The 18,955-nt window shown below is 47.4% G+C and carries 16 protein-coding genes, 4 tRNA genes and 1 pseudogene; 10 read left to right on the forward strand and 11 right to left on the reverse strand.

From position 1 onward, the window contains the following. Positions 1-136: 136 nt before the first annotated feature. Positions 137-394, reverse strand: coding sequence for a biofilm formation regulator BssS (gene bssS, locus R5268_RS07550; protein ID WP_107678432.1), 258 nt, complete (start codon positions 392-394; stop codon positions 137-139). Positions 395-628: 234 nt separating this feature from the next. Further along, on the reverse strand, positions 629-1,681 hold the full coding sequence (pyrC, locus tag R5268_RS07555) for a dihydroorotase (protein ID WP_317419084.1): 1,053 nt from the start codon (positions 1,679-1,681) through the stop codon (positions 629-631). A 276-nt stretch (positions 1,682-1,957) separates the two neighbouring features. Here pyrC and R5268_RS07560 point away from each other — a divergent pair, with 276 nt between their 5' ends. Together R5268_RS07560 and R5268_RS07565 are read left to right on the forward strand one after the other, a co-directional pair. Beyond that, positions 1,958-2,311: a type II toxin-antitoxin system RelE/ParE family toxin gene (locus R5268_RS07560; RefSeq protein ID WP_317419085.1), complete on the forward strand. Its 354-nt coding sequence runs from the start codon at positions 1,958-1,960 to the stop codon at positions 2,309-2,311. Positions 2,312-2,313: 2 nt separating this feature from the next. After that, positions 2,314-2,616, forward strand: coding sequence for a helix-turn-helix domain-containing protein (locus tag R5268_RS07565; RefSeq protein ID WP_046892450.1), 303 nt, complete (start codon positions 2,314-2,316; stop codon positions 2,614-2,616). Positions 2,617-2,665: 49 nt separating this feature from the next. On the opposite strand, the gene R5268_RS07570 is transcribed toward R5268_RS07565, so the two are convergent. The 6 genes from R5268_RS07570 to R5268_RS07595 form a co-directional block, all read right to left on the reverse strand. Further along, a tRNA-Asn gene (locus tag R5268_RS07570) sits at positions 2,666-2,741 on the reverse strand. A gap of 242 nt (positions 2,742-2,983) precedes the next feature. Further along, positions 2,984-3,059, reverse strand: a tRNA-Asn gene (locus R5268_RS07575). A gap of 245 nt (positions 3,060-3,304) precedes the next feature. Then, positions 3,305-3,380: transfer RNA gene (locus R5268_RS07580), tRNA-Asn, on the reverse strand. A gap of 84 nt (positions 3,381-3,464) precedes the next feature. Further along, entirely contained in the window at positions 3,465-3,689 is a 225-nt protein-coding gene (locus tag R5268_RS07585) for a hypothetical protein (RefSeq protein WP_317419086.1), read from the reverse strand. 110 nt (positions 3,690-3,799) lie between these two features. Beyond that, positions 3,800-7,720, reverse strand: a complete 3,921-nt coding sequence (locus R5268_RS07590) for a hypothetical protein (RefSeq protein WP_317419087.1) — start codon at positions 7,718-7,720, stop codon at positions 3,800-3,802. A 112-nt stretch (positions 7,721-7,832) separates the two neighbouring features. Then, positions 7,833-10,490: an AAA family ATPase gene (locus tag R5268_RS07595; protein WP_317419088.1), complete on the reverse strand. Its 2,658-nt coding sequence runs from the start codon at positions 10,488-10,490 to the stop codon at positions 7,833-7,835. Positions 10,491-10,643: 153 nt separating this feature from the next. Between R5268_RS07595 and R5268_RS07600 the strand changes: the two are divergent. Then, positions 10,644-11,011: pseudogene (locus tag R5268_RS07600) on the forward strand (IS3 family transposase); the annotation flags it as partial. A gap of 85 nt (positions 11,012-11,096) precedes the next feature. On the opposite strand, the gene R5268_RS07605 reads toward R5268_RS07600, so the two are convergent. The 3 genes from R5268_RS07605 to R5268_RS07615 form a co-directional block, all read right to left on the reverse strand. Further along, a complete protein-coding gene (locus R5268_RS07605) occupies positions 11,097-11,354 on the reverse strand; it encodes an Arm DNA-binding domain-containing protein (protein WP_317419089.1) in 258 nt (85 codons plus the stop codon). A gap of 179 nt (positions 11,355-11,533) precedes the next feature. Further along, positions 11,534-11,609, reverse strand: a tRNA-Asn gene (locus R5268_RS07610). Between the two features lie 129 nt (positions 11,610-11,738). Further along, the gene (locus R5268_RS07615) at positions 11,739-12,248 is read right to left on the reverse strand and encodes a YlaC family protein (protein WP_107678434.1); all 510 of its coding nucleotides are present in this window, start codon (positions 12,246-12,248) and stop codon (positions 11,739-11,741) included. Positions 12,249-12,705: 457 nt separating this feature from the next. Here R5268_RS07615 and cspE point away from each other — a divergent pair, with 457 nt between their 5' ends. The 7 genes from cspE to motB all read left to right on the forward strand — a co-directional run bounded on the left by cspE (position 12,706) and on the right by motB (position 18,908). Next, positions 12,706-12,918 carry a transcription antiterminator/RNA stability regulator CspE gene (gene cspE / locus R5268_RS07620; RefSeq protein ID WP_004240014.1) on the forward strand — a complete coding sequence of 71 codons (213 nt, stop codon included), beginning with the start codon at positions 12,706-12,708 and terminating at the stop codon, positions 12,916-12,918. Between the two features lie 103 nt (positions 12,919-13,021). Beyond that, positions 13,022-13,216 carry a protein DsrB gene (gene dsrB, locus R5268_RS07625; protein WP_046892448.1) on the forward strand — a complete coding sequence of 65 codons (195 nt, stop codon included), beginning with the start codon at positions 13,022-13,024 and terminating at the stop codon, positions 13,214-13,216. A 351-nt stretch (positions 13,217-13,567) separates the two neighbouring features. Further along, entirely contained in the window at positions 13,568-14,263 is a 696-nt protein-coding gene (locus R5268_RS07630) for an MgtC family protein (RefSeq protein ID WP_046892447.1), read from the forward strand. 1,711 nt (positions 14,264-15,974) lie between these two features. Then, entirely contained in the window at positions 15,975-16,328 is a 354-nt protein-coding gene (flhD, locus tag R5268_RS07635; RefSeq protein WP_004240016.1) for a flagellar transcriptional regulator FlhD, read from the forward strand. 5 nt (positions 16,329-16,333) lie between these two features. Beyond that, positions 16,334-16,915 (forward strand): flagellar transcriptional regulator FlhC, encoded by a 582-nt coding sequence (gene flhC, locus R5268_RS07640; RefSeq protein WP_046892446.1) that lies wholly within the window; start codon positions 16,334-16,336, stop codon positions 16,913-16,915. A gap of 99 nt (positions 16,916-17,014) precedes the next feature. After that, complete coding sequence (motA, locus tag R5268_RS07645) at positions 17,015-17,902, forward strand: flagellar motor stator protein MotA (protein ID WP_107679415.1); 888 nt, start codon at positions 17,015-17,017, stop codon at positions 17,900-17,902. 7 nt (positions 17,903-17,909) lie between these two features. Beyond that, on the forward strand, positions 17,910-18,908 hold the full coding sequence (motB, locus tag R5268_RS07650; RefSeq protein WP_317419090.1) for a flagellar motor protein MotB: 999 nt from the start codon (positions 17,910-17,912) through the stop codon (positions 18,906-18,908). The last annotated feature ends 47 nt before the right edge of the window (positions 18,909-18,955 follow it).

An 18,955-nucleotide genomic window follows, 5' to 3' on the forward strand; every position in this document is an offset into this window, starting at 1 on the left:
CTGCCTCAACCCATCATCCGACAATTATTATAAAGCTGTAATGCAATACCTCTGACCACCTCCGGGTGGTCTTTTTTTTGCCGCAGAAAACAACAAAGGACACCAAATGGTGTCCCTCTTGTGCAGTCTTTAGCGGTCAGTGTCTGATATTGTCTGACTGATTATAATATTCACCGGATTCAATTTTATCGATACCGGCCTGAAGTATATCAATTAACTGACGGGCGACATCTGTCGTCAGCCACATGGTTTTATCCACTTCTGCATGTTCGGGAGACTGGGACTGATCCTGCAGATAATGCAGGCGCAGCATCATAGCGTCGTAACTGTCGACGGTACTGATGTCCCATCCGATGACCGGATGAGTCTTAATGACGGCTTTTTTATCGTTCATTGAACCTCCTAATCATACTGCAAGATGGTTAATATCTCTGACTAAGAGCTGACATCCCGTTAACAACGGGTAGTATCAGTATAAGGTCTTTTTGCAAAGTAAAAAGGGGGGGATAAGACTTTTATTATGCAAAAAACGGGAAAATTGTCTTCTCTGAACATAAGAAGAGTGCAATAAGATGTTTTTCGCCTTATTGCACTAAGAGACTGCGGGTTTATACCTGGTTTGTTTTACTTAACGACAGGTTTTTACATCCCAGCGGGCATCGGTTCCGGCCAGGAAAGGAACTAAAATATCCTCTGCACCGTTAATGGTTTCCGGTGTGATAACTTCCCGGCGGGTTAATTCGACAAAACCGTCATTGACCGGCAGGCCATAAAACGCCGGGCCGTTCAGTGAGCAGAACGCCTCAAAGTGTGCCAGCGCATTTATTTCCTCAAAGACAGTGGCATAAGCAGCCAGAGCGGTCGGGGCATTAAACACCCCGGCACAGCCGCAGGCGGACTCTTTACGGTGGCGCGCATGAGGTGCACTGTCTGTGCCGAGGAAGAAACGTTTACAGCCGCCCGCCACTGCCTGACGCAGCGCTTCCTGATGCACATTGCGTTTCAGTACCGGCAGACAGAACAGATGCGGACGCACACCGCCGACCAGCATATGATTGCGGTTAAACATCAGATGCTGTGGTGTCAGTGTGGCGGCGACATTATCATCCCCGTCGAGTACATACTGCGCGGCATCTTTGGTGGTGATATGTTCAAAAACCACTTTCAGTGCCGGAAAATCACGGCGCAGCGGGATCATCACATCATCGATAAAGCGGGCTTCACGATCGAAAATATCAATATCGGCGTGAGTCACTTCGCCGTGCACCAGCAGCGGCATGCCGTTACGGGACATCATCTCCAGCACCGGATAAATATTGCGGATATCTGACACGCCGTGCGCGGAGTTGGTGGTCGCATTGGCCGGATACAGTTTGCAGGCGGTAAACACACCTTCACGGAAACCGCGTTCAATCTCTGCCGCATCTGCGTTATCGGTCAGATAACAGGTCATCAGCGGGGTAAAGTTGTGTCCCTGCGGCACTGCGGCCAGAATGCGATCGCGGTACGCTATTGCGGCATCAGTAGTGGTAACCGGCGGAACCAGGTTCGGCATCACAATAGCGCGCCCGAAAAATTCACTGGTAAAAGGCACAACAGTACTGAGCATCGCACCATCACGGAAATGGATATGCCAGTCGTCAGGGCGGTGGATTTTCAGGGAAGTAACAGGATGAGTCATTGAACCGGCTCCGAAATAAGTAAAGGATAACCTGATGGCGGGTGCCATAAGCCGGAAAAGAATGATAGAACGATTTGCCGGTAAATACCATGTTAATTTGCGTTTCTGCGTGACCGGCGGAAAAACGGCGGTATTGTTACAGAAACAGGCGGAGGAATACTGAAGGTGTACCGGGATTAGCGGGATCATTGATCGGTTGTTTTTGGCGTCTGTTGTAAAATCCGCACTATTGCTTTGCACCTATATAGCATCTGATCTATATTATAAGGACATAACGTGTGGAAGATAATTACAACAGATAATTTTGCAGCGTGGTTTGCTGCGCAGGATGACGGGGATCGTACAGCAATACTGGCAGCGATGCTGGTATTGGAGAAGACCGGACCCGGTTTATCAAGACCGTATGCGGATACTGTGAAAGGTTCGCGTTATACGAATATGAAAGAGTTACGTATACAAAGCAGAGGGCAGCCGATAAGGGCATTTTTTGCATTCGACCCTGAACGGAGAGGTGTTTTGCTGTGCGCGGGATATAAAACCGGCAAAGAAAAACGTTTTTATATGCAGATGATCCCGCAGGCTGACCGTGAGTATACAGAATGGCTGAACAGGCCGGAAAACAGGAGTTAACAATGGGAAAGTCACTCAGACAACTGCTGGCTGAGGAAAAGCCGGAAGTTGCGGCAGCAGCACGGGTTCAGGCGGACGAGATCCTGCTGAATATCCATCTGGCGGAACTGCGGGAGAAAGTGAACAAAACACAGGTGGAAATGGCACAGGCGCTGGGGATCAAACAGCCGACGGTCGCCGGGATGGAAAAACCGGGGCGCGATGTCAAATTATCCACGCTGAGACGCTATGTGGACGCCATCGGCGGAAAACTGAATATTGATGTTGAGCTGCCGGACGGCACGCATTATATGTTCAGGGTCTGATACGGGACACGGCGGATAAAACAGGGAAATAAACAGGAGAGGTAAACGTTGGCTCCTCCAGCTGGACTCGAACCAGCGACATACGGATTAACAGTCCGCCGTTCTACCGACTGAACTATGGAGGAACATCTTCAACGCGGGGTGCATAGTAGTGCGGTGCTGAGGGTTTGTCAAAATGAAAAATGACTTTTTGAATCGTTCGCTTTGTTTATGATCACTTTGCGGAAAATAACAGCGGGAAACAGAATTTTTTGCCTGTAAATCAGTTAGTCACAGGAAATAAAAACAGATAAATAAAAACAGTTAAATAAAAGATGGCGGCGTGTCAGAAAGCAAAAAGCCCGCTCAGTGAGCGGGCTCTTAAATCTGGCTCCTCCAGCTGGACTCGAACCAGCGACATACGGATTAACAGTCCGCCGTTCTACCGACTGAACTATGGAGGAAGCGTGTTCTCTGTGAGAACGGGATGCATAGTAATGCGGTCAGTACGGATTGTCAAAGCGAAAATCAGGGAATGTGATCTGTTTGCTGTACTTATGAGCATTCAGACGGAATAATCATCAAAATCACAGGGTTAACAGGTATAAGTCCGGGTTTTTAATTAACGGAAATAACAGGGAAGGCGATAGGGGAAACCGGTAATCAGCAGAAATGAAAAAAGCCTGCTCACTGAGCAGGCTTTTAAATTTGGCTCCTCCAGCTGGACTCGAACCAGCGACATACGGATTAACAGTCCGCCGTTCTACCGACTGAACTATGGAGGAATTGCGTTCTCGTGAGAACGGGGTGAATCATAGCTATCCTGCGGCAGCTTGTAAAGGGCAAAATGCAAAAAAACGACTGAGTGGCTAAGGCTTGAGCAATTGCAGATAAACAGGGGCAGAAATGCAAAAAGCCCGCTCAGTGAGCGGGCTCTTAAATCTGGCTCCTCTGACTGGGATCGCCTTTGCCAGTAACTGGCTAATAAACAAGCTAAACGTGAATTCCCTTGTTGTCAAGACCACCAGAATGACCACCAATAGGTGCCGATTGTATAAAACTGGTTTGAGCTCTCTGTGGTAGGGGGTGATCATTCATATGGTGTCTACCATAAGAGAAGCGTGGCTAGTTCACAGAAAATTGTCAAAACCATAGGATATTGCCCTGCTTGGAGCGGAGACAAAGTTACAGGTCACTTTACATGCTAACTGCGTGTCATATCCATCACGACTACCTTAACTCGTCCCATTTTGACGGCCTTGCTACGTTCTTCCAGCATCGTTTTCAATTGCTCAGGAGTACTGGGGGATGGGCACCCATCTGCTGGACGGGGAGGTTTCTTGGATTGTTTGCCAAACCACAACACTAAGTAGATGCCTAGGTCCGAGCCTTTGTGAAAGCTGACATACCCGTCATCGAGTTGATGATCGGCCGCGCTCCAAAGTTGTCGGTTCCAAGCACCTTTGATTTCTATGGGTAATGTGATACCCCTGGTTTCGCACATGATGTCCACGCGTTTTTGGTCTACCACGCGTCTTTCGGGGGCGAATCGGATACTCTCCGCTATATTTTCAAACATTCCAATCAAACGATCTCGGCAACATTCTTCTCCTTGTGGCGTCTTGCCATCGTCCTTGTAAAACAGTTTCCAAGAGTTGATTTCGTCATTTTTGATCCGCTGCTGCACAACATCCAATTGTTCGAGAAGGAAGGCCAAAAAATCAGCTCCGGTAAGTGGTGGTTCGTCACACTTGATTGCAAGCAACGCCTCCAATGTAAGTGGCTGGTATACCTTTCCCTTGTTGTGCTGACGTTGAAGGGCGCGGTGTTCACATAGGAAATCGGTGTAACTATCACGAGGTGCTTCACACAGGAGGTTCATAGCCGAGCATGCTTCGTCGGTTTGCTGCTCGCTTAGCTGGAAAATCAGGCGTTGCAGGTATTCATTTTCCGGTCTTGACCAGCCTTCATCGTGCAAGTTGCCCTTGAGCCAGTCTGTCATAGGGTACAAACCCCGGAATCTTTCGATGATCCACTGGGTAGTGGCCACAGTTGGCGTGAGCATCTGAAACTCACTAAGTGCCAGCAATAGTTCAGGGTTCACGGGAGTGCTATTGAGATGTACTGACATTTCCTTGAAGTTCACGATGAGTTGCACAGCTTCAATGGATAATGGCATGGGACGAGAATTTTTTGGTCCCCAATGCTGTAGAACATGAGGAAGTGTGTCTGGCTTATTGAAAGCAAGATGCTGCAAGCACCAGTGCTGAGAGTCCTCGGGCAGGTCAGGCTGGCACTCTAGCCAGTCGCTTGCCAGCGTCGTCAGAATTTTCTCGGTTTGCTTGTAGAGTTCAGGACTATCTGGAAAAATTTGTGGGATATTCTCGCCGCGAAATATACTGGGTTCGAACCAGAGCTTTATTGCCTCCATCAGAAGATTGCGTTTGCTTAGCGTCTTGTATACCAGTGTTTTCAACGTATCGGGTGCCTTGAAAATGAGTTGTTTAGTTGAAAGAAAGATAGCCAATAGCGCTTCGTCCGCTAAACATGCCAAAGAACTTCGAGTGCGTATATGCTCGATGGCTGCAGCCAAGATGATCTCTGCGGAAAGCTCAACCATATTCTGGTTGTTGTGTTCGTACAGTCTGAGGTGACCGAAGTACTGGCTGCTCGCTTCAGACGATAGATGTTTTTGAATGTTCAGAAGATATTTTTCGAAGCCTTGAAAAACTGCGGTTGCCAATTCGTCACCAGCCCACTGCACTAGAGCGGCATACCTGTCTTCTGCGTCATTAATATGGCGAGACCCGTGCAGGTAGGTTTTAGCCGGTTTCATCAGGTATCTGTGATCGCCCAAGCTTATGGCAGCCATCGCAGCCTTATGCTCATCCAGCCTGGTTGTTGCGTCGTGACGATCCTGTTCCTCGCGTCTCTGATTTTCGTGCTGTAAGAGTTCTCGACGGGCTTGCTGACTGAAGTCTAGTTCGATGTTACTTGCCCAAGCTCGCCTTTGCGGGTGGTCACCGGCAAAAAGTAGCGCAGCGGCACGCAGTTTAACACCGTGCTCATTATCATGATGAACAAGATTTACCAGTGTCTTCCAACGCTCGTCCTTTAAATCGTCGACGTCCAGTTTCGCCAACATCGCGATTATATCGCTTTCTGAACAAACAAGACCTAGCTCTAACAGCCGGTCATATCGTTGGGTAAGGCTCTCATCATCATCTGTACAGTCGAGCATCACATATTGTTGTATGGCTTGGCGAAATGAGTGATCTTGGGCCAAATGTTTGGTGAACGAGGAATCTAGGAATGTGTAAAGTGGAACTGAATAGAGGAAAATGAACACGCACCAAGCTTGGGTCGGAGATAACTTATTGGCCATCATGGCTGCTAAAGTTAAGGCAATAAGCAATTCACGAAATTCATTATCCTGTCGGGTATAGAATTCTGTACTGAATGGCTCTTGGGGCATTTGATTGATCAGACAATCCAACAGCGAAGGACATCGCAGTACCGGAAAGCTAGACTTCAGCGGAGCGAACTTATCCAGCTCACCGAAGCGTTCATTCTGATATGAACAGCCAATTATAAGAGTAGCAAGTAGTTTATTTTCGACACCGTCAAAATTGACCAAGCAAGCAAGGTCGAAGGCTAATCTAACGGAGTCGGGATCATCATAATTATACAGGACGTGAATGCACTCAATAACTTCACCTCTGGGTAAGAAATTAAACAATGCCTGCAATGCTGCCCGACGAATGGCGTAATTTTCCGTGCTGTCGTGTATGAAATCCAACAAGAGTTTTTTGAACGGCTCAAGTTCTGCCGCTGCTTCTAGGGATTCAAGAACAAATAGGCGCAGTCGGACTGGTTTATTTCGATCGCTCCCGATGTTTACCAGCTTTTCCATCAGGCCTTTGTTGGTCAGTTCAGTGGCGCTGCCGAGGCGCCACCACGAAAGTGCCATTGGATTACTCGTATAGCACTCTTCCAATTGTTTTAGTAGTAGGTTGGATGATTTAATATCAAGCTTAGCTAGGTCCGCATTTTCGATGACACCGGCTGGATCCATACTTATTACACTTTGGGACAGCTTCGAATTCATGCTCAACCATGCGTGAATACCGCGCAGGCCAGAGGGTACGGTGCCATACTGATGAAATATTCCGAGCAGTCGTCGCTGATTTCTTCCTGGCAGAGGTTCGCGTGTCAGCCAGTAAGCGGCTAGGTATTCGGCGATGCTCCGGTGAATGTATTCGAAACGATTGTTATCAAGCGCCTTGAAGAGGCGAGTGCCCAGCAAATCTTTGATCCGATCGCCGTTTGGTATTTTCTCAAGTTCGATGAGAGGGAAATCGGTAATACGGGTTTGTTTTGCCTTAAGAGAAATAGCCGTGTGGCCGGTAAGAAAAAGTGCTGCACAAACAGCTCCCGCTAACTCTAAAGCATCATTAAGAGCGAAAGCGTTGTTTGTCTTCATGTCATTATGTTCGCTAACCAATTGTTCCACTGCATATTGGAACAGTTCGGAGCGATTGCAGGGGATTTTGTCATGCACAGCACTTTCTGCAATCAGTTTCAGTGTGTGTGGGTTACCAAGCCAATGGGTAAATCCGAAGCGTTCGAGGTGTGACTGGAGCTTGATGATTTGCTCTGAGTCAAGGTATACACGCAGAAATGTCTGGATACCTTCGTCATCGAATGGTTGTAGATGCAGTATTTTAGGTTCCTTGCCGTAGGCGGCCTGGATCCAGCTTGTATGTTTTGCATGCAACCAATCTGAGGTACGGCAGGATATAATGAAGGATGGGCAGTTACTTTTTTTCAGTTCCTGCAAAACCATCTTTAACGCTTCAGCGGTAGTGTCTGCAGCTTCGTCTAGTGCATCGATCAGCCAGACTGTCGAGGCACGGTTATTAGTCAGATCGATCTCGTCGGCTCGCACGATGTCCCAACCTTCTTTTGTGGCTAGTTGAGTGAGCAAGCGGCTTTTCCCCATTCCAGCGTCGCCCAGTATCACGATGGGGGCTTGATTCGGATCAAGTTCATTATCATAAATGCGGCCGTGACACCCATTTTGGTGCAGCAGGATACGTGAGATAAAAGGAGGTTCCTTTCTCATAGCATTTTTCTTTATCCAGAAATTTCCATTTAGGTTAGCCACTTAGTGGCATCAGTCTTTTATCGAAGTTAATTGTTTTGCTCAGTCGAAAAAAAGTGAGCAGCAACGAGTGCTAGCGCCCGGCTCGCAGATCGAGTCGGTCAAGTTCTTCAAGAGTTTGGACAACGGACTCCACAAGTTCTCCATCAAAGTCATCGCGGTCCGCTTCTTCATGAGTGCCTTTGTTGAGGTAGGTCCAGACAAGATTGTTAACGGGGATACCCAAAATACGTCCATAAGCTGTAAGAAGTGGCTCCTTGTTCGCGTGATTAAAGGTTGGAGAATCTCGCAATTTCTTGACTAATGCTTCGCATAAATTTCTCAATCCGGGCTCAGCGCCAACTCCAGCGAGCATGAGATTTAGCACACCAAGATCATGACTTCCAAGCCAGCGCCAAGTTTTCTCGCTCAGCATCTCCAACGCTTGGCGTGAAGCAGCCAACGCATCTCGGTCGTTCAGTGTTTCTCTTGCTGTTCTGGCCTTGGCGATGTAGTTCGCGCTAGGTATGTTGCCGGTTACTTTCGGTTGATAGTTACCATCGTGATGTCTTAGTAGATAAACTTGGCACCCATTCCTACGCTGTGCAGGTAGGTGTTGTTGGATATCTTTAATAAACTCATTACTATGACAGGTGACGATCAACTGGGTGTTTGTGAAGTGGTCACTTTCAAAAATAGCCTCTCGGATTCCACCTCTATGGTCATGATCGATCGCATTGATGGCATCATCGAAGACGATAACTGGACAGCCGATACTTTTTGCTTTGGTCATCAGGATTGCCAGTCCGAGACAGCGAATATGTCCCTCACTAAGAACATGGAGTGCATCGACGCGAATATCAGGATTTCCCTGAAAACTGATTTCGATCTTGCCATCATCGGTTAAAGGCAGATACAGCGCTGATAGCTTGTCTTCTTCGCGATCATTACGATTGAAAGTGTTATAGAGATCTTTAGCTGCTTCGTTTAGGCCAGCCATTAGCTGACCGGGAAGTTGATCTCTATAAGACCTCAATGTTTCAAGAAATCTGTCATAGGCAGCCTTGTATGGTGTGTCGCGGACGATATCTAGTGCTTCCTGAGCCGCTTGTGTGATCAACTCGGCATTTGTTTCATCGAAGGCTTTGATTCGGTTACGCGCGGCTTCAATATCTGCTTGCAGTTGTTGCCGTTTGAGATCTTGCGCTTGGACCTTTAGTTGAAACTCATTGAGTCGCCGACGTTCGTCGATGTGCGATTGTCGCTCTCTCTGAGCCTTCCGTGACGTATCGTCTTGAGCTACCATGCGCTCTACAAAGGTTACAATATCTTCAAGTGACGGCAATCCGTGTGGATCAGCGGGCTGCTGGGGGTAGATATCTGTCCACCATCGTCCGACAGGCTCAGCAGGAAGTTGCAATACCCAACGACCGAGTACTGTTTCCTCTTCTTGGTTAGCTGTTACAAATGCGCATAGTGGGGTTAGCATTTGCCGTAACGCGCGTGATGCTTGGCCTAGTTTTACCTCGATGGCTTGCCGTTTATCTTGAAGTGCGCCTAGCTCTTCAAGCTTTTGCAAGCCATCGGTTGCTTTCCCAAACGGATCTACGACAACACCTGTCAGTGGTGTGTCGCAAGCGGGGCAACGATCTCGAATGGTCTGTTGCAAGGCGAGAACAGAGTTGTAGAGTGTCTTGAAAGAAACCTGGTCGCTTTTGGCTCGAAGAGCATTGATGACTGCATCCAGCTCTTCGTAGTTTTGATGTGCTTCAGCAAAAGCATCTTGGAGGCCTTGGCATGTGATGCCAATAATATTCGGTGGAATCGCTCCCAAAATATTATCTAGCTCTTGAAGACGACCAGGGGCCTCAGCCGAACCAACTAAGCCCTTAAGGGCTTGGTATGTGAGTTCAATCGCGTACTCTTTCGCTAGAGAAGCTTCTTCTTCATCCAATACTTGCAGGGAGGCGGCAGCTCCTTCAACGGTTGCTCCATCTGCCGCCAATGCATTACGGCGAAGTGCCAAGGCATTTTGTTGATCACTGATTAGCACAAGCTGTCCGTCAATGCTTTCGTTGAAATTTCTTACGAACTCATTGAACTGGTCCATACCAAACAGCGTGGCAATCAGTTCAGCTCGTTGGGCATTGGGTCGGGCAGCGATTCTTGAGAATGCATCAATTCGGTTTTTTTCAATAAAGCAGAAGCGATAGGTGTCGAGGTTGGCGACAACGTCAACCTCCCGTCCTTGTTGATCCGTTGCTTTTAGGACTGGAGGGTCGAATCGTCCATCGTGAACATTTTTTAGGTACGTGCTAGCCGCAATACGTTTACTTCCGGCCTCTTCGACATCACCCAGAAGGGCATATTCTAATCCTTCGCAAAGGCTGGTTTTCCCGCTACCATTGGGGCCGTAGAATAAGATGATCTGCTTTGTTAAGTCAAAAGGTTCAGGTGTTCTGAATCCCCGAAATGGCCCGAGTGTCAGGTGACGCAATTTGTTCCATGACCAGACACCGACGTTTGCTTCAGCGATGTCGAGCGGAGGTGCCTCTACTGTGTCGCCAAGCTTTTGCCGCATTAGACTGACCAGAAATGTGGAGCGCTGGCTTCGTTGTCGCGAAGTTCCCGCCAATTCGTCAAAGTTAGCAAGGGCCAAGGTAGCCAAGCGTCGCACGTTACTAGGAACTTGCCTCTCTGGTTGGTATAACCACTGCACAAAGCTTTCAAAATCCTGTCTTGCAGATGCCATGCCTCCTCCCTTTGAGTGACGCTATCATTGATTAACTTATCGCAACGGACGTTCGTAGCTCAATATAAAATTCTATCAATCACTTAGATATTTATAATTGTTCGACACAGTCTAGCACTTTACACCGGTACTGAACAAAGGGAAGAGATCAATTATCCTGTGGCCACTCTTTGCTGCGTGTTCGGAGTTCACCGCAGCAGCTACAGATACCGGGAAAACCGGCCTGACATAGCCGTATTACGTCGTCAGGTTCAGGAGCTGCACGGCCTCAGCTATTGTTCAGCAGGTGCAAGAAATATCGCCATAATGGCAACATGCAGGGGCTTCAGGATGGGACGATTGCTTGCCGGCCGGTTAATGAAGGAACTGGGGCTGGTGAACTGTCAGCAGCCTGTTCACCGGTATAAGCGTGGTGGTCATGAACACATTGCTATCCCGAACTACCTTGAGCGACAGTTCCAGTGATAGAGCTCAATCAGGTATGGTGCGGCGACGTAACGTATATCTGGACAGGTAAACGCTGAACATACCTGGCCTTTGTGCTCGACCTGTTTGCAAGGAAACCCGTACATTGTCGCGTTTTACTTTCAGCTCTTTAACTTCGGCCTATTTCTTGGCGTTAGGATCAGTGCCTTGAGTAAGAAGCCTTTTCGCTTCATTACGGCGCTGTCTTGCATCAGTAAGTGAAACAGCAGGGCAGACACCTATGGAGAAGATTTTTTGTTTCCCTTCGAAACGATAGGCCATTTGCCAATATTTAGAACCCTTGGGGGTAACGCGAAGGAACATGCCAAAGCCATCGGTCAGTTTGTATTCCTTATCGAGAGGTTTGGCGTTTTTTACTTTGATATCAGTAAGTGGCATAACGGCATCCCCTGCTTGTTGGTAAAATGCAATCGAACTACCATTACCAACATTTTTACCAGCAAATGGGTATGGTTTCGAGTGGTTTTTAGTGAACGAGGGTGAACTTGAAGAAGGGGATAACCATCTGATAGAAATGCAGAAAACAGACGTCAGTGAACGTCTGTTCCCCTTAAATCTGGCTCCTCCAGCTGGACTCGAACCAGCGACATACGGATTAACAGTCCGCCGTTCTACCGACTGAACTATGGAGGAAGCGTGTTCCCGTGGGAACGAGGCGCATATTAACGGGGTGATCCGGTTGTGTCAACGGGAAAAAGACAATTTTATACCGTTTGCTCAGCAAGTAACCCGGGTGAATGAAAAACAGGCATAAACAGAGGGTTAAGCCGCACCTTTCATCCAGTGAGAGCGTGGTTTTTCCGGGTGTTCTTCCGGATAGGCCATCAGATGCAGGTCATAAAACGACATTGTACCTTTTGTCTCTGTCATATGGCGGATATCCTGCTTCAGTGTATCGCTGACCTGAGGGTGACTCAGTATTGCGGTCAGTGTTTCCTGCGGCACGGCTTCGCTGACAAACCATTCGCCGTTGTAGCACACCCGTAAATCCAGTACGCCGATATCGGAAAAACGGTAAACCGGCTTAACTTCAAAAAGTAAAACCGCGGCCATTACCAGGAACAGGGCGCTGAAACCGAGCAGCCAGTAAAAACCGAAATAGGGTGCATAATAAATAAGAACACCCAGCACGAGATAGGATACGACCATCGCCAGACATAAATAAGGATAGGTGCGGATAAAATGACTGCTGAAGCGGGGTTTCCCGTCCCGTTTCTCACGCTGGTTGATATTATCAAGAGCGCCGGTAATTAGTGTTCTGACGACATCCATAGAATGACCTCCGGAGGTCTGCTGCTTTCTGATACATTATATTAACATGTCCGGAACACAACCGCGCAGAACAGTTACGGTGTTTGTGAGGAATAACTGTTATGTTATAAGGATTATTAAGAATAGTCTTACTGCTGTTAAATCAGGTGCGCCCGGCAGCTCAATTTGCTGAAATCGCAGACAATTAGCCGGATAAAAGTTAATAAATATGAGCTCTTTCACTTTTTTTAAAATTCACGGTAATAAATCAGTTGCTATTCATCCCCACTCATGAGTTAATGTTTGCGGCCCTAAAAAGAGCAGCTTTATGTATGACAACTGAGTTTGAGCGTTTAAGTTGAGTGTTATCCAGGATAGCCTTTGACCGTTTCATATGCTGTGTGCCTCCATTTAGTTTTTGCTTCCGGCCAGTACCTGCCAAAATGGCAATGCATTTATTTATATATAGGAAAGTCACATGTCTGACAAAATGAAAGGTCAAGTTAAGTGGTTCAACGAATCTAAAGGCTTTGGTTTCATCACTCCAGCTGATGGCAGCAAAGATGTTTTCGTTCACTTCTCTGCCATTCAAGGCGCAGGTTTCAAAACCCTGGGCGAAGGCCAACAAGTAGAATTCACCATCGAGAATGGTGCTAAAGGCCCGGCTGCAGCTAACGTAACTCCGCTGTAAGATATAGCCAAACCGAATTCCAAGCCTGCCGCGTAAGTGGCGGGCTTTTTTTATATCTTTTTTTTATGTTTATCACCTTATTATGATCACCGGGAGCCGGATTATGCAGATTAACGATACCGTTTATGTCAAAACGGATGCGGATGAACCCCGCGAAGGCCGGATATTACTGATCGAACCTTTTAGTGAAGGTGTGATGTATCTGGTGGCTCTGCCGGAATATCCGGATGGCATCTGGTTCTTCAATGAAAAAGAGGGCGGGGATGGTGTATTCATCACGCCGAAAAATAATTTCTGACTTTACATATTTTTGCGGACAACCTATACTCCGCGCATCTTTTCTGAACAGAGGACCCGGATTTGGACAGTCACAGTTATCACTCAATTAATAACTGATCCGGCACACCTTTCTTTTCTGAAACTGTCTGCCGGTACGATGATGGCGGGCAGCACCTCTCTGTGGTACTGCATTTTTTATAATTACAGATGATCTGCCGGTTCCCGGTTGTATCACTGCAACAGGTATGCAGTATGTTTATCGTTTCTCACGCACTCTTTCCTCCGGGTTACTGAGCAGAATTCTTTCGTTATTTTTACATTTTCTGCTGTTAACACCTGACGCTGTTGCGTCTTTCGGGTGGAGGTTACTATGTTTGCAATTCCTTATTTACTCAATTTACTGGCTGCGCTGGCACTCGGTGCTCTGATTGGTGCGGAGCGCCAGTGGCGTCAGCGGATGGCCGGTCTGCGGACCAATGCGCTGGTGGCAGTGGGTGCCGCTGTATTTATCTTAAGTTCTGTCACGACATCACCGGACAGTCCCGGCCGGATAGCCGCGCAGGTGGTTTCCGGGATCGGTTTTCTGGGGGCCGGGGTCATTATGCGTGAAGGTATGAATATCCGCGGGCTGAATACGGCCGCTACGTTATGGTGCTCTGCCGGTATTGGCGTGTTGTGCGGTCTGGGAGAGTTCGGGCCTGCGCTGACAGCGGCACTGGTGATCTTATGCGCCAATATTTTGCTGCGGGAAGCTGCGCAGCGTATCAATGCCCGGCCGGTTATTCACGCCACAGATCTCGTACAGGACTACAAAATCCGGGTTATCTGTCATGAAAAAGATGAAATTCTGGTCAGAACGGTGATCCTTCAGGCACTGAATGGTTCGCATGTCCGGCTGCATTCACTCAGCAGTGCAGATACAACCGGCGGAAAACTGGAAGTTTGTGCCGAAGTCCGTGCCACACCGGCAGAACAGAAAGAGATCGAAGGCATTGTCTGCCGTGTCAGTCTGGAAAGAAGTGTCAGTGCAGTAAACTGGATGATTGCATCTGAACTGCCTGTCTGATGATTTTTGTACAAATTTTGGTAATTATCGCGATTGTTTTAATAAAGCCTTAAGGTTTGGCCGGTGGCAAATCCACCGGCTTTATTCTGTGTATCAACAGAATATTTATATTTAGTGATAATTTTTGATAGGGATGGTGGCGGGTTTTTTACTTATTTTAAGAATAAAGAACTAAATCCTCAGCTGTCCGGCTGATAGAAATTATCTGACCAGTGTCACACTACAGCTGGTTTTCCGTGGTGCTGAAGCGGGATCACGGGATAAAAAACGTGATTTTCGTCATAGCGATCGGCCGGAATTTGAGAAAGTTTTCAGAAAAATGGTGATAAATCGTGATGGCAATCACAAGGTGATACTTTTTTTCCGGCAATCCGCCGCTATCATAAAAAGCAAAAAACTGAAAATTTTGATCTGCTTACTTATTCCGGGTGTAACAGAAAAAATGCATCTCTGTACCGGGCGGAACCGGGCGAAATGTTTATCCAAAATTCGGATACCGCCGTAATACAATTTTAATTTGTAAAAAAAAAAGTATATAGTAACCATAGGTTACTATATTGATAGTGATTACTTCAGGCTTATCTGACTGTATTGATGCTACATTTAATTAACGACTTTGCTAATAGGAAAATACCGGGATTGTGATGAGGGAATGACATTTCTGTGACAAGCAGATGCCATTGTCTCCTTCAGAAGCAAAGGCGGATAATCAGAGAGGCGGTTTAGTTTATAAAAGTATCATCTGAACGTATATACATAACCTTATACGCTCCGAAAAGACAAATAAGTGAGCATATAAAAAGAAAGAGACATTATTCTTTTAAAAGAAATAAAGTACATTCAGAATAGAAAACCTCAAAAATGAATTAAATTCATTTAATCTTTAATTGTCTCTCCGTTAAATAAAGAACCCCCATAACATAAGATAATTTTATGTTTTATGTCATAAATAGCCCGTTTTTGTTAAAAAATACTAAACATTGATCTGCGCGGGGTATCTGAAATGTTCATGGTTACACTTTGTTATAACGCGGTCATAAACCGGGTAAAAATGAACTAAAGCGTACGATATATCACCTTACCGGTTAAAAATAAGTATTTTACACCGCCATTTTTGCTAAGTATTCCCTGTGGTAATGGCATAAAGCAGAGTTTCCCAATAAGACACTTTGATCTGAATCAATATATCTATTTTCATTATATGCATGGTGTAAAGGACTTAGGTGACACGTATTTTGAGTCATATTTACCTAAAGATTACTGGCATTTGACTTAGGTGAGTGATAAGTGCGGTGGGTATTTGGGATATGTTGAGACAAAATATAATTAATAGTAAAATTGTACTAATGCATGGTGGGATATTTATCTTTCTGAGATAAAAACAAACATCAGTGGCTTGAATAGTTAATTTTGTGGTGCATAATAAATAACGTCTATAAATGATATAAGATGATTCAGACATTAAATAAGCTGGTGCTGATTTTAATCGTTACTTTTATTGTTTACAGGTATTCCTGATGTGTATTTAATTTAAGTTTACTTTTGTGTGTTTCGCACGCATGCCGGATATTTATATGGATTGGCAGTAAACAATGGAATGAGCTTCTCCGGTATTTATAACATTACGTAAAACAGGATCTCCGGTATCACACAGCGCCGGAGATGGTTTCTGCTGTACTTTGATGCTGCTGATATCCGGATAGGAAAAAAAATGAGCCAGACGACTGATTTTCTGAAGCATATTTATGATATTAACCTCTCATACCTGCTGTTAGCCCAAAAACTTATTGCTCAGGAAAAAGCTTCTGCCATGTTCCGCTTAGGCATTAACGATGCAATGGCAACTACGTTAGCAAATCTTACGCTCTCTCAATTGGTCAAATTGGCAGAAACCAACCAGCTAATCTGTCAGTTCAGATTTGAGAGCAGCGAAACCATTGAAAAACTCACACGTGATTCCCGCGTGGATGAATTACAACAGGTTCATACCGGAATTTTACTGTCAACCCGTCTGCTGCAAACGCACGGCGCGGCTGGCACTGACTCACACGCAAGAAAAAGATAAGTATCATGGCCGAAAAAAGTATCATCAAAGAGGCTCAGGATATCCGTCTCGCGATGGAATTAATCTCTCTGGGTGCTCGTCTTCAGATGTTGGAAAGTGAAACTCAAATCAGTCGCGGACGCCTTATCCGCCTGTACAAAGAGCTGCGCGGGTGTCCTCCCCCGAAAGGGATGCTGCCGTTTTCCACAGACTGGTTTATGACATGGGAACAGAATATTCACGCCTCCATGTTTTATAACGCTTATGAGTTTCTGATGAACAGCGGACAGTGCTCCGGTGTTGATGTGATAGTAAAGGCGTACCGGCTGTACCTGGAGCAGTGTCCGCCGGCTCCCGGTGAAGAGCCTCTGCTGGCACTGACCCGCGCCTGGACACTGGTGCGGTTTGTGGAGAGCGGAATGCTGCAGCGTTCTGTCTGCAGCTGCTGCAGCGGGTCATTTGTCACCTACGCTCACATCCCTGAAAACAGCTTTACCTGCAGTTTATGCCAGCCGCCTTCACGGGCAATAAAAAAACGTAAACTTTCCTCACTTCCCGCCGATATTACGCTATATCGAGAGGATGGCATTGCCAAAGCGGTAATGTAACTGGATTGATTTGGTAAACAGGCAAATTCGTTTTGCCTGTCCTTCCTGAAAGTGCCCTTTGACAGCCATCCGATACCTAACTGAGTTAAAGGGAATAGCGTGTTAATACTCATCGGATACATCATTGTTACGGGCACGGTCATCGGCGGCTATCTGATGGTTGGCGGCCACATGGGCGCACTTTATCAACCCGCTGAATTTGTTATTATTTTAGGTGCCGGATTTGGCGCATTTGTCGTCGGTAACAGCGGGAAATCCATTGTTGCCCTGGGAAAAGTGCTGCCGCGTCTGTTCCGCCGCTCCTCTTACAACAAAGCGATGTCAATGGATTTGATGGCGCTGTTGTTCCAGCTTCTTAATAAATCCCGCCAGCAGGGGCTGCTGGCCCTGGAAAAAGATATCGAAAATCCGCAGGAGAGCGATATTTTTTCCCAGTACCCGCGCATTCTTAAAGATCAGACCGCACTGATGTTTCTGGTGGATTATCTGCGTCTGATGATCACCAGTAACCTGCAAAGTCATGAAATTGAAGCACTGATGGATGAAGAGCTGGAAACATTCCGTCAGGAGAGCGAAGTGCCTGCTTCCGGCCTGAATATGGTCGGGGATTCCATGCCTGCATTCGGTATTGTTGCCGCCGTCCTCGGCGTGGTGAACGCACTGGGTTCTGCTGACCGTCCGGCCGGTGAACTGGGGGCGCTGATTGCGCATGCGATGGTCGGGACATTCCTCGGTATTCTCGTCGCGTACGGTTTTATTCTGCCGCTGGCGTCACTGATCCGTCTGCGCAGTGGTGAACAGCTGAAAATGCTGGAATGCATCAAAGTGACTTTCCTTTCTTCCTTACAGGGTTACCCGCCACAAATTGCCGTTGAATTTGGCCGTAAAGTGCTGTTCAGCGCGGATCGTCCGTCCTTTACCGAACTGGAAGATAAAGTCCGTGAGGTAAAAGTCAGCCACCGTACCGAAGCGCAGGACGGGGAGTAAACGGACGATGAAACCGGGCAATACGCATATTATCCGCGTCAAAAAGCGGGGCGGTCACGGGCACGGCGGCGGACACGGCGGGTCATGGAAGATTGCTTACGCTGACTTTATGACCGCCATGATGGCGTTCTTCCTGGTGATGTGGCTGATTTCTATCTCCAGCCCGCAGGAACTGACTCAGATTGCGGAATACTTCCGCACACCGCTGAAAACGGCCATCAACCCGGGAACAAAAACCGGGGATGCGACCAATCCGATTCCGGGCGGCGGCAAAGACATCATTTACAAAGAGGGTGACACTCTGCCGGACCCAGACAGCATGCAGGATCAGCAGGGACAGGATGATGCCGGTCGTTTTGAGAAACTGAAACAGGATCTGGAACAGGCCATTCTTAAAGATCCGCGGCTGAATGAACTGAAACCACATCTGCTGATTGATACCACGGATGACGGGCTGCGGATCCAGATTGTGGACAGTGCCAACCGTCCGATGTTTATGGTCGGCTCCACCCATGTTGAACCGTATATGCGGGATATTCTGCGCGCGATTGCGCCGATTCTGAATGACGTACCGAATCGTATCAGTATTTCCGGTCATACCGATGATCTGCCGTACGCCAACGGCGGCAACTACAGTAACTGGGAACTGTCTGCCGAGCGTGCCAATGCTTCCCGCCGTGAACTGGTCCGGGGGGGGATGGCTGAGAACAAAATTCTGCGGGTGGTCGGAATGGCATCCTCTATTCACCTGGATAAAAACGACGGGCTTGCGCCGGTGAACCGCCGTATCAGCATCATCGTTCTGAATGAGGCGGAGATGGAAAATATCCTCCATGAATATGAAGGGGCCGTTCCCGTTACGGATATACAGCAGCTGAAGCAGTTGCCGCCGCGCAGCGAAACACCGGTACCGCCGGAGATCCCGCCGGAAGCGGGGCCGGAACCGGTCGCTCCGGATCAGACGCCGCCGCAGAACAGTGCCGCAGCGGCGGATACCACACAATAAACAGGATGGACAGGTACTGCCGGATTTCCGGCAGTACCTGTCAGCCG

Origin of the sequence: Morganella sp. BCCO 40_0007, assembly GCF_032989665.1 — a bacterium.
Lineage (GTDB): Bacteria > Pseudomonadota > Gammaproteobacteria > Enterobacterales > Enterobacteriaceae > Morganella > Morganella sibonii.

What these genes read in the sequence shown, in the direction of transcription:
- bssS (WP_107678432.1), bottom strand. Translation starts at nt 394, where the DNA reads ATGAACGATAAAAAAGCCGTCATTAAGACTCATCCGGTCATCGGATGG.
- pyrC (WP_317419084.1), bottom strand. Translation starts at nt 1,681, where the DNA reads ATGACTCATCCTGTTACTTCCCTGAAAATCCACCGCCCTGACGACTGG.
- R5268_RS07565 (WP_046892450.1), top strand. Translation starts at nt 2,314, where the DNA reads ATGGGAAAGTCACTCAGACAACTGCTGGCTGAGGAAAAGCCGGAAGTT.
- R5268_RS07585 (WP_317419086.1), bottom strand. Translation starts at nt 3,689, where the DNA reads ATGATCACCCCCTACCACAGAGAGCTCAAACCAGTTTTATACAATCGG.
- R5268_RS07590 (WP_317419087.1), bottom strand. Translation starts at nt 7,720, where the DNA reads ATGAGAAAGGAACCTCCTTTTATCTCACGTATCCTGCTGCACCAAAAT.
- R5268_RS07595 (WP_317419088.1), bottom strand. Translation starts at nt 10,490, where the DNA reads ATGGCATCTGCAAGACAGGATTTTGAAAGCTTTGTGCAGTGGTTATAC.
- R5268_RS07605 (WP_317419089.1), bottom strand. Translation starts at nt 11,354, where the DNA reads ATGCCACTTACTGATATCAAAGTAAAAAACGCCAAACCTCTCGATAAG.
- R5268_RS07615 (WP_107678434.1), bottom strand. Translation starts at nt 12,248, where the DNA reads ATGGATGTCGTCAGAACACTAATTACCGGCGCTCTTGATAATATCAAC.
- cspE (WP_004240014.1), top strand. Translation starts at nt 12,706, where the DNA reads ATGTCTGACAAAATGAAAGGTCAAGTTAAGTGGTTCAACGAATCTAAA.
- dsrB (WP_046892448.1), top strand. Translation starts at nt 13,022, where the DNA reads ATGCAGATTAACGATACCGTTTATGTCAAAACGGATGCGGATGAACCC.
- R5268_RS07630 (WP_046892447.1), top strand. Translation starts at nt 13,568, where the DNA reads ATGTTTGCAATTCCTTATTTACTCAATTTACTGGCTGCGCTGGCACTC.
- flhD (WP_004240016.1), top strand. Translation starts at nt 15,975, where the DNA reads ATGAGCCAGACGACTGATTTTCTGAAGCATATTTATGATATTAACCTC.
- flhC (WP_046892446.1), top strand. Translation starts at nt 16,334, where the DNA reads ATGGCCGAAAAAAGTATCATCAAAGAGGCTCAGGATATCCGTCTCGCG.
- motB (WP_317419090.1), top strand. Translation starts at nt 17,910, where the DNA reads ATGAAACCGGGCAATACGCATATTATCCGCGTCAAAAAGCGGGGCGGT.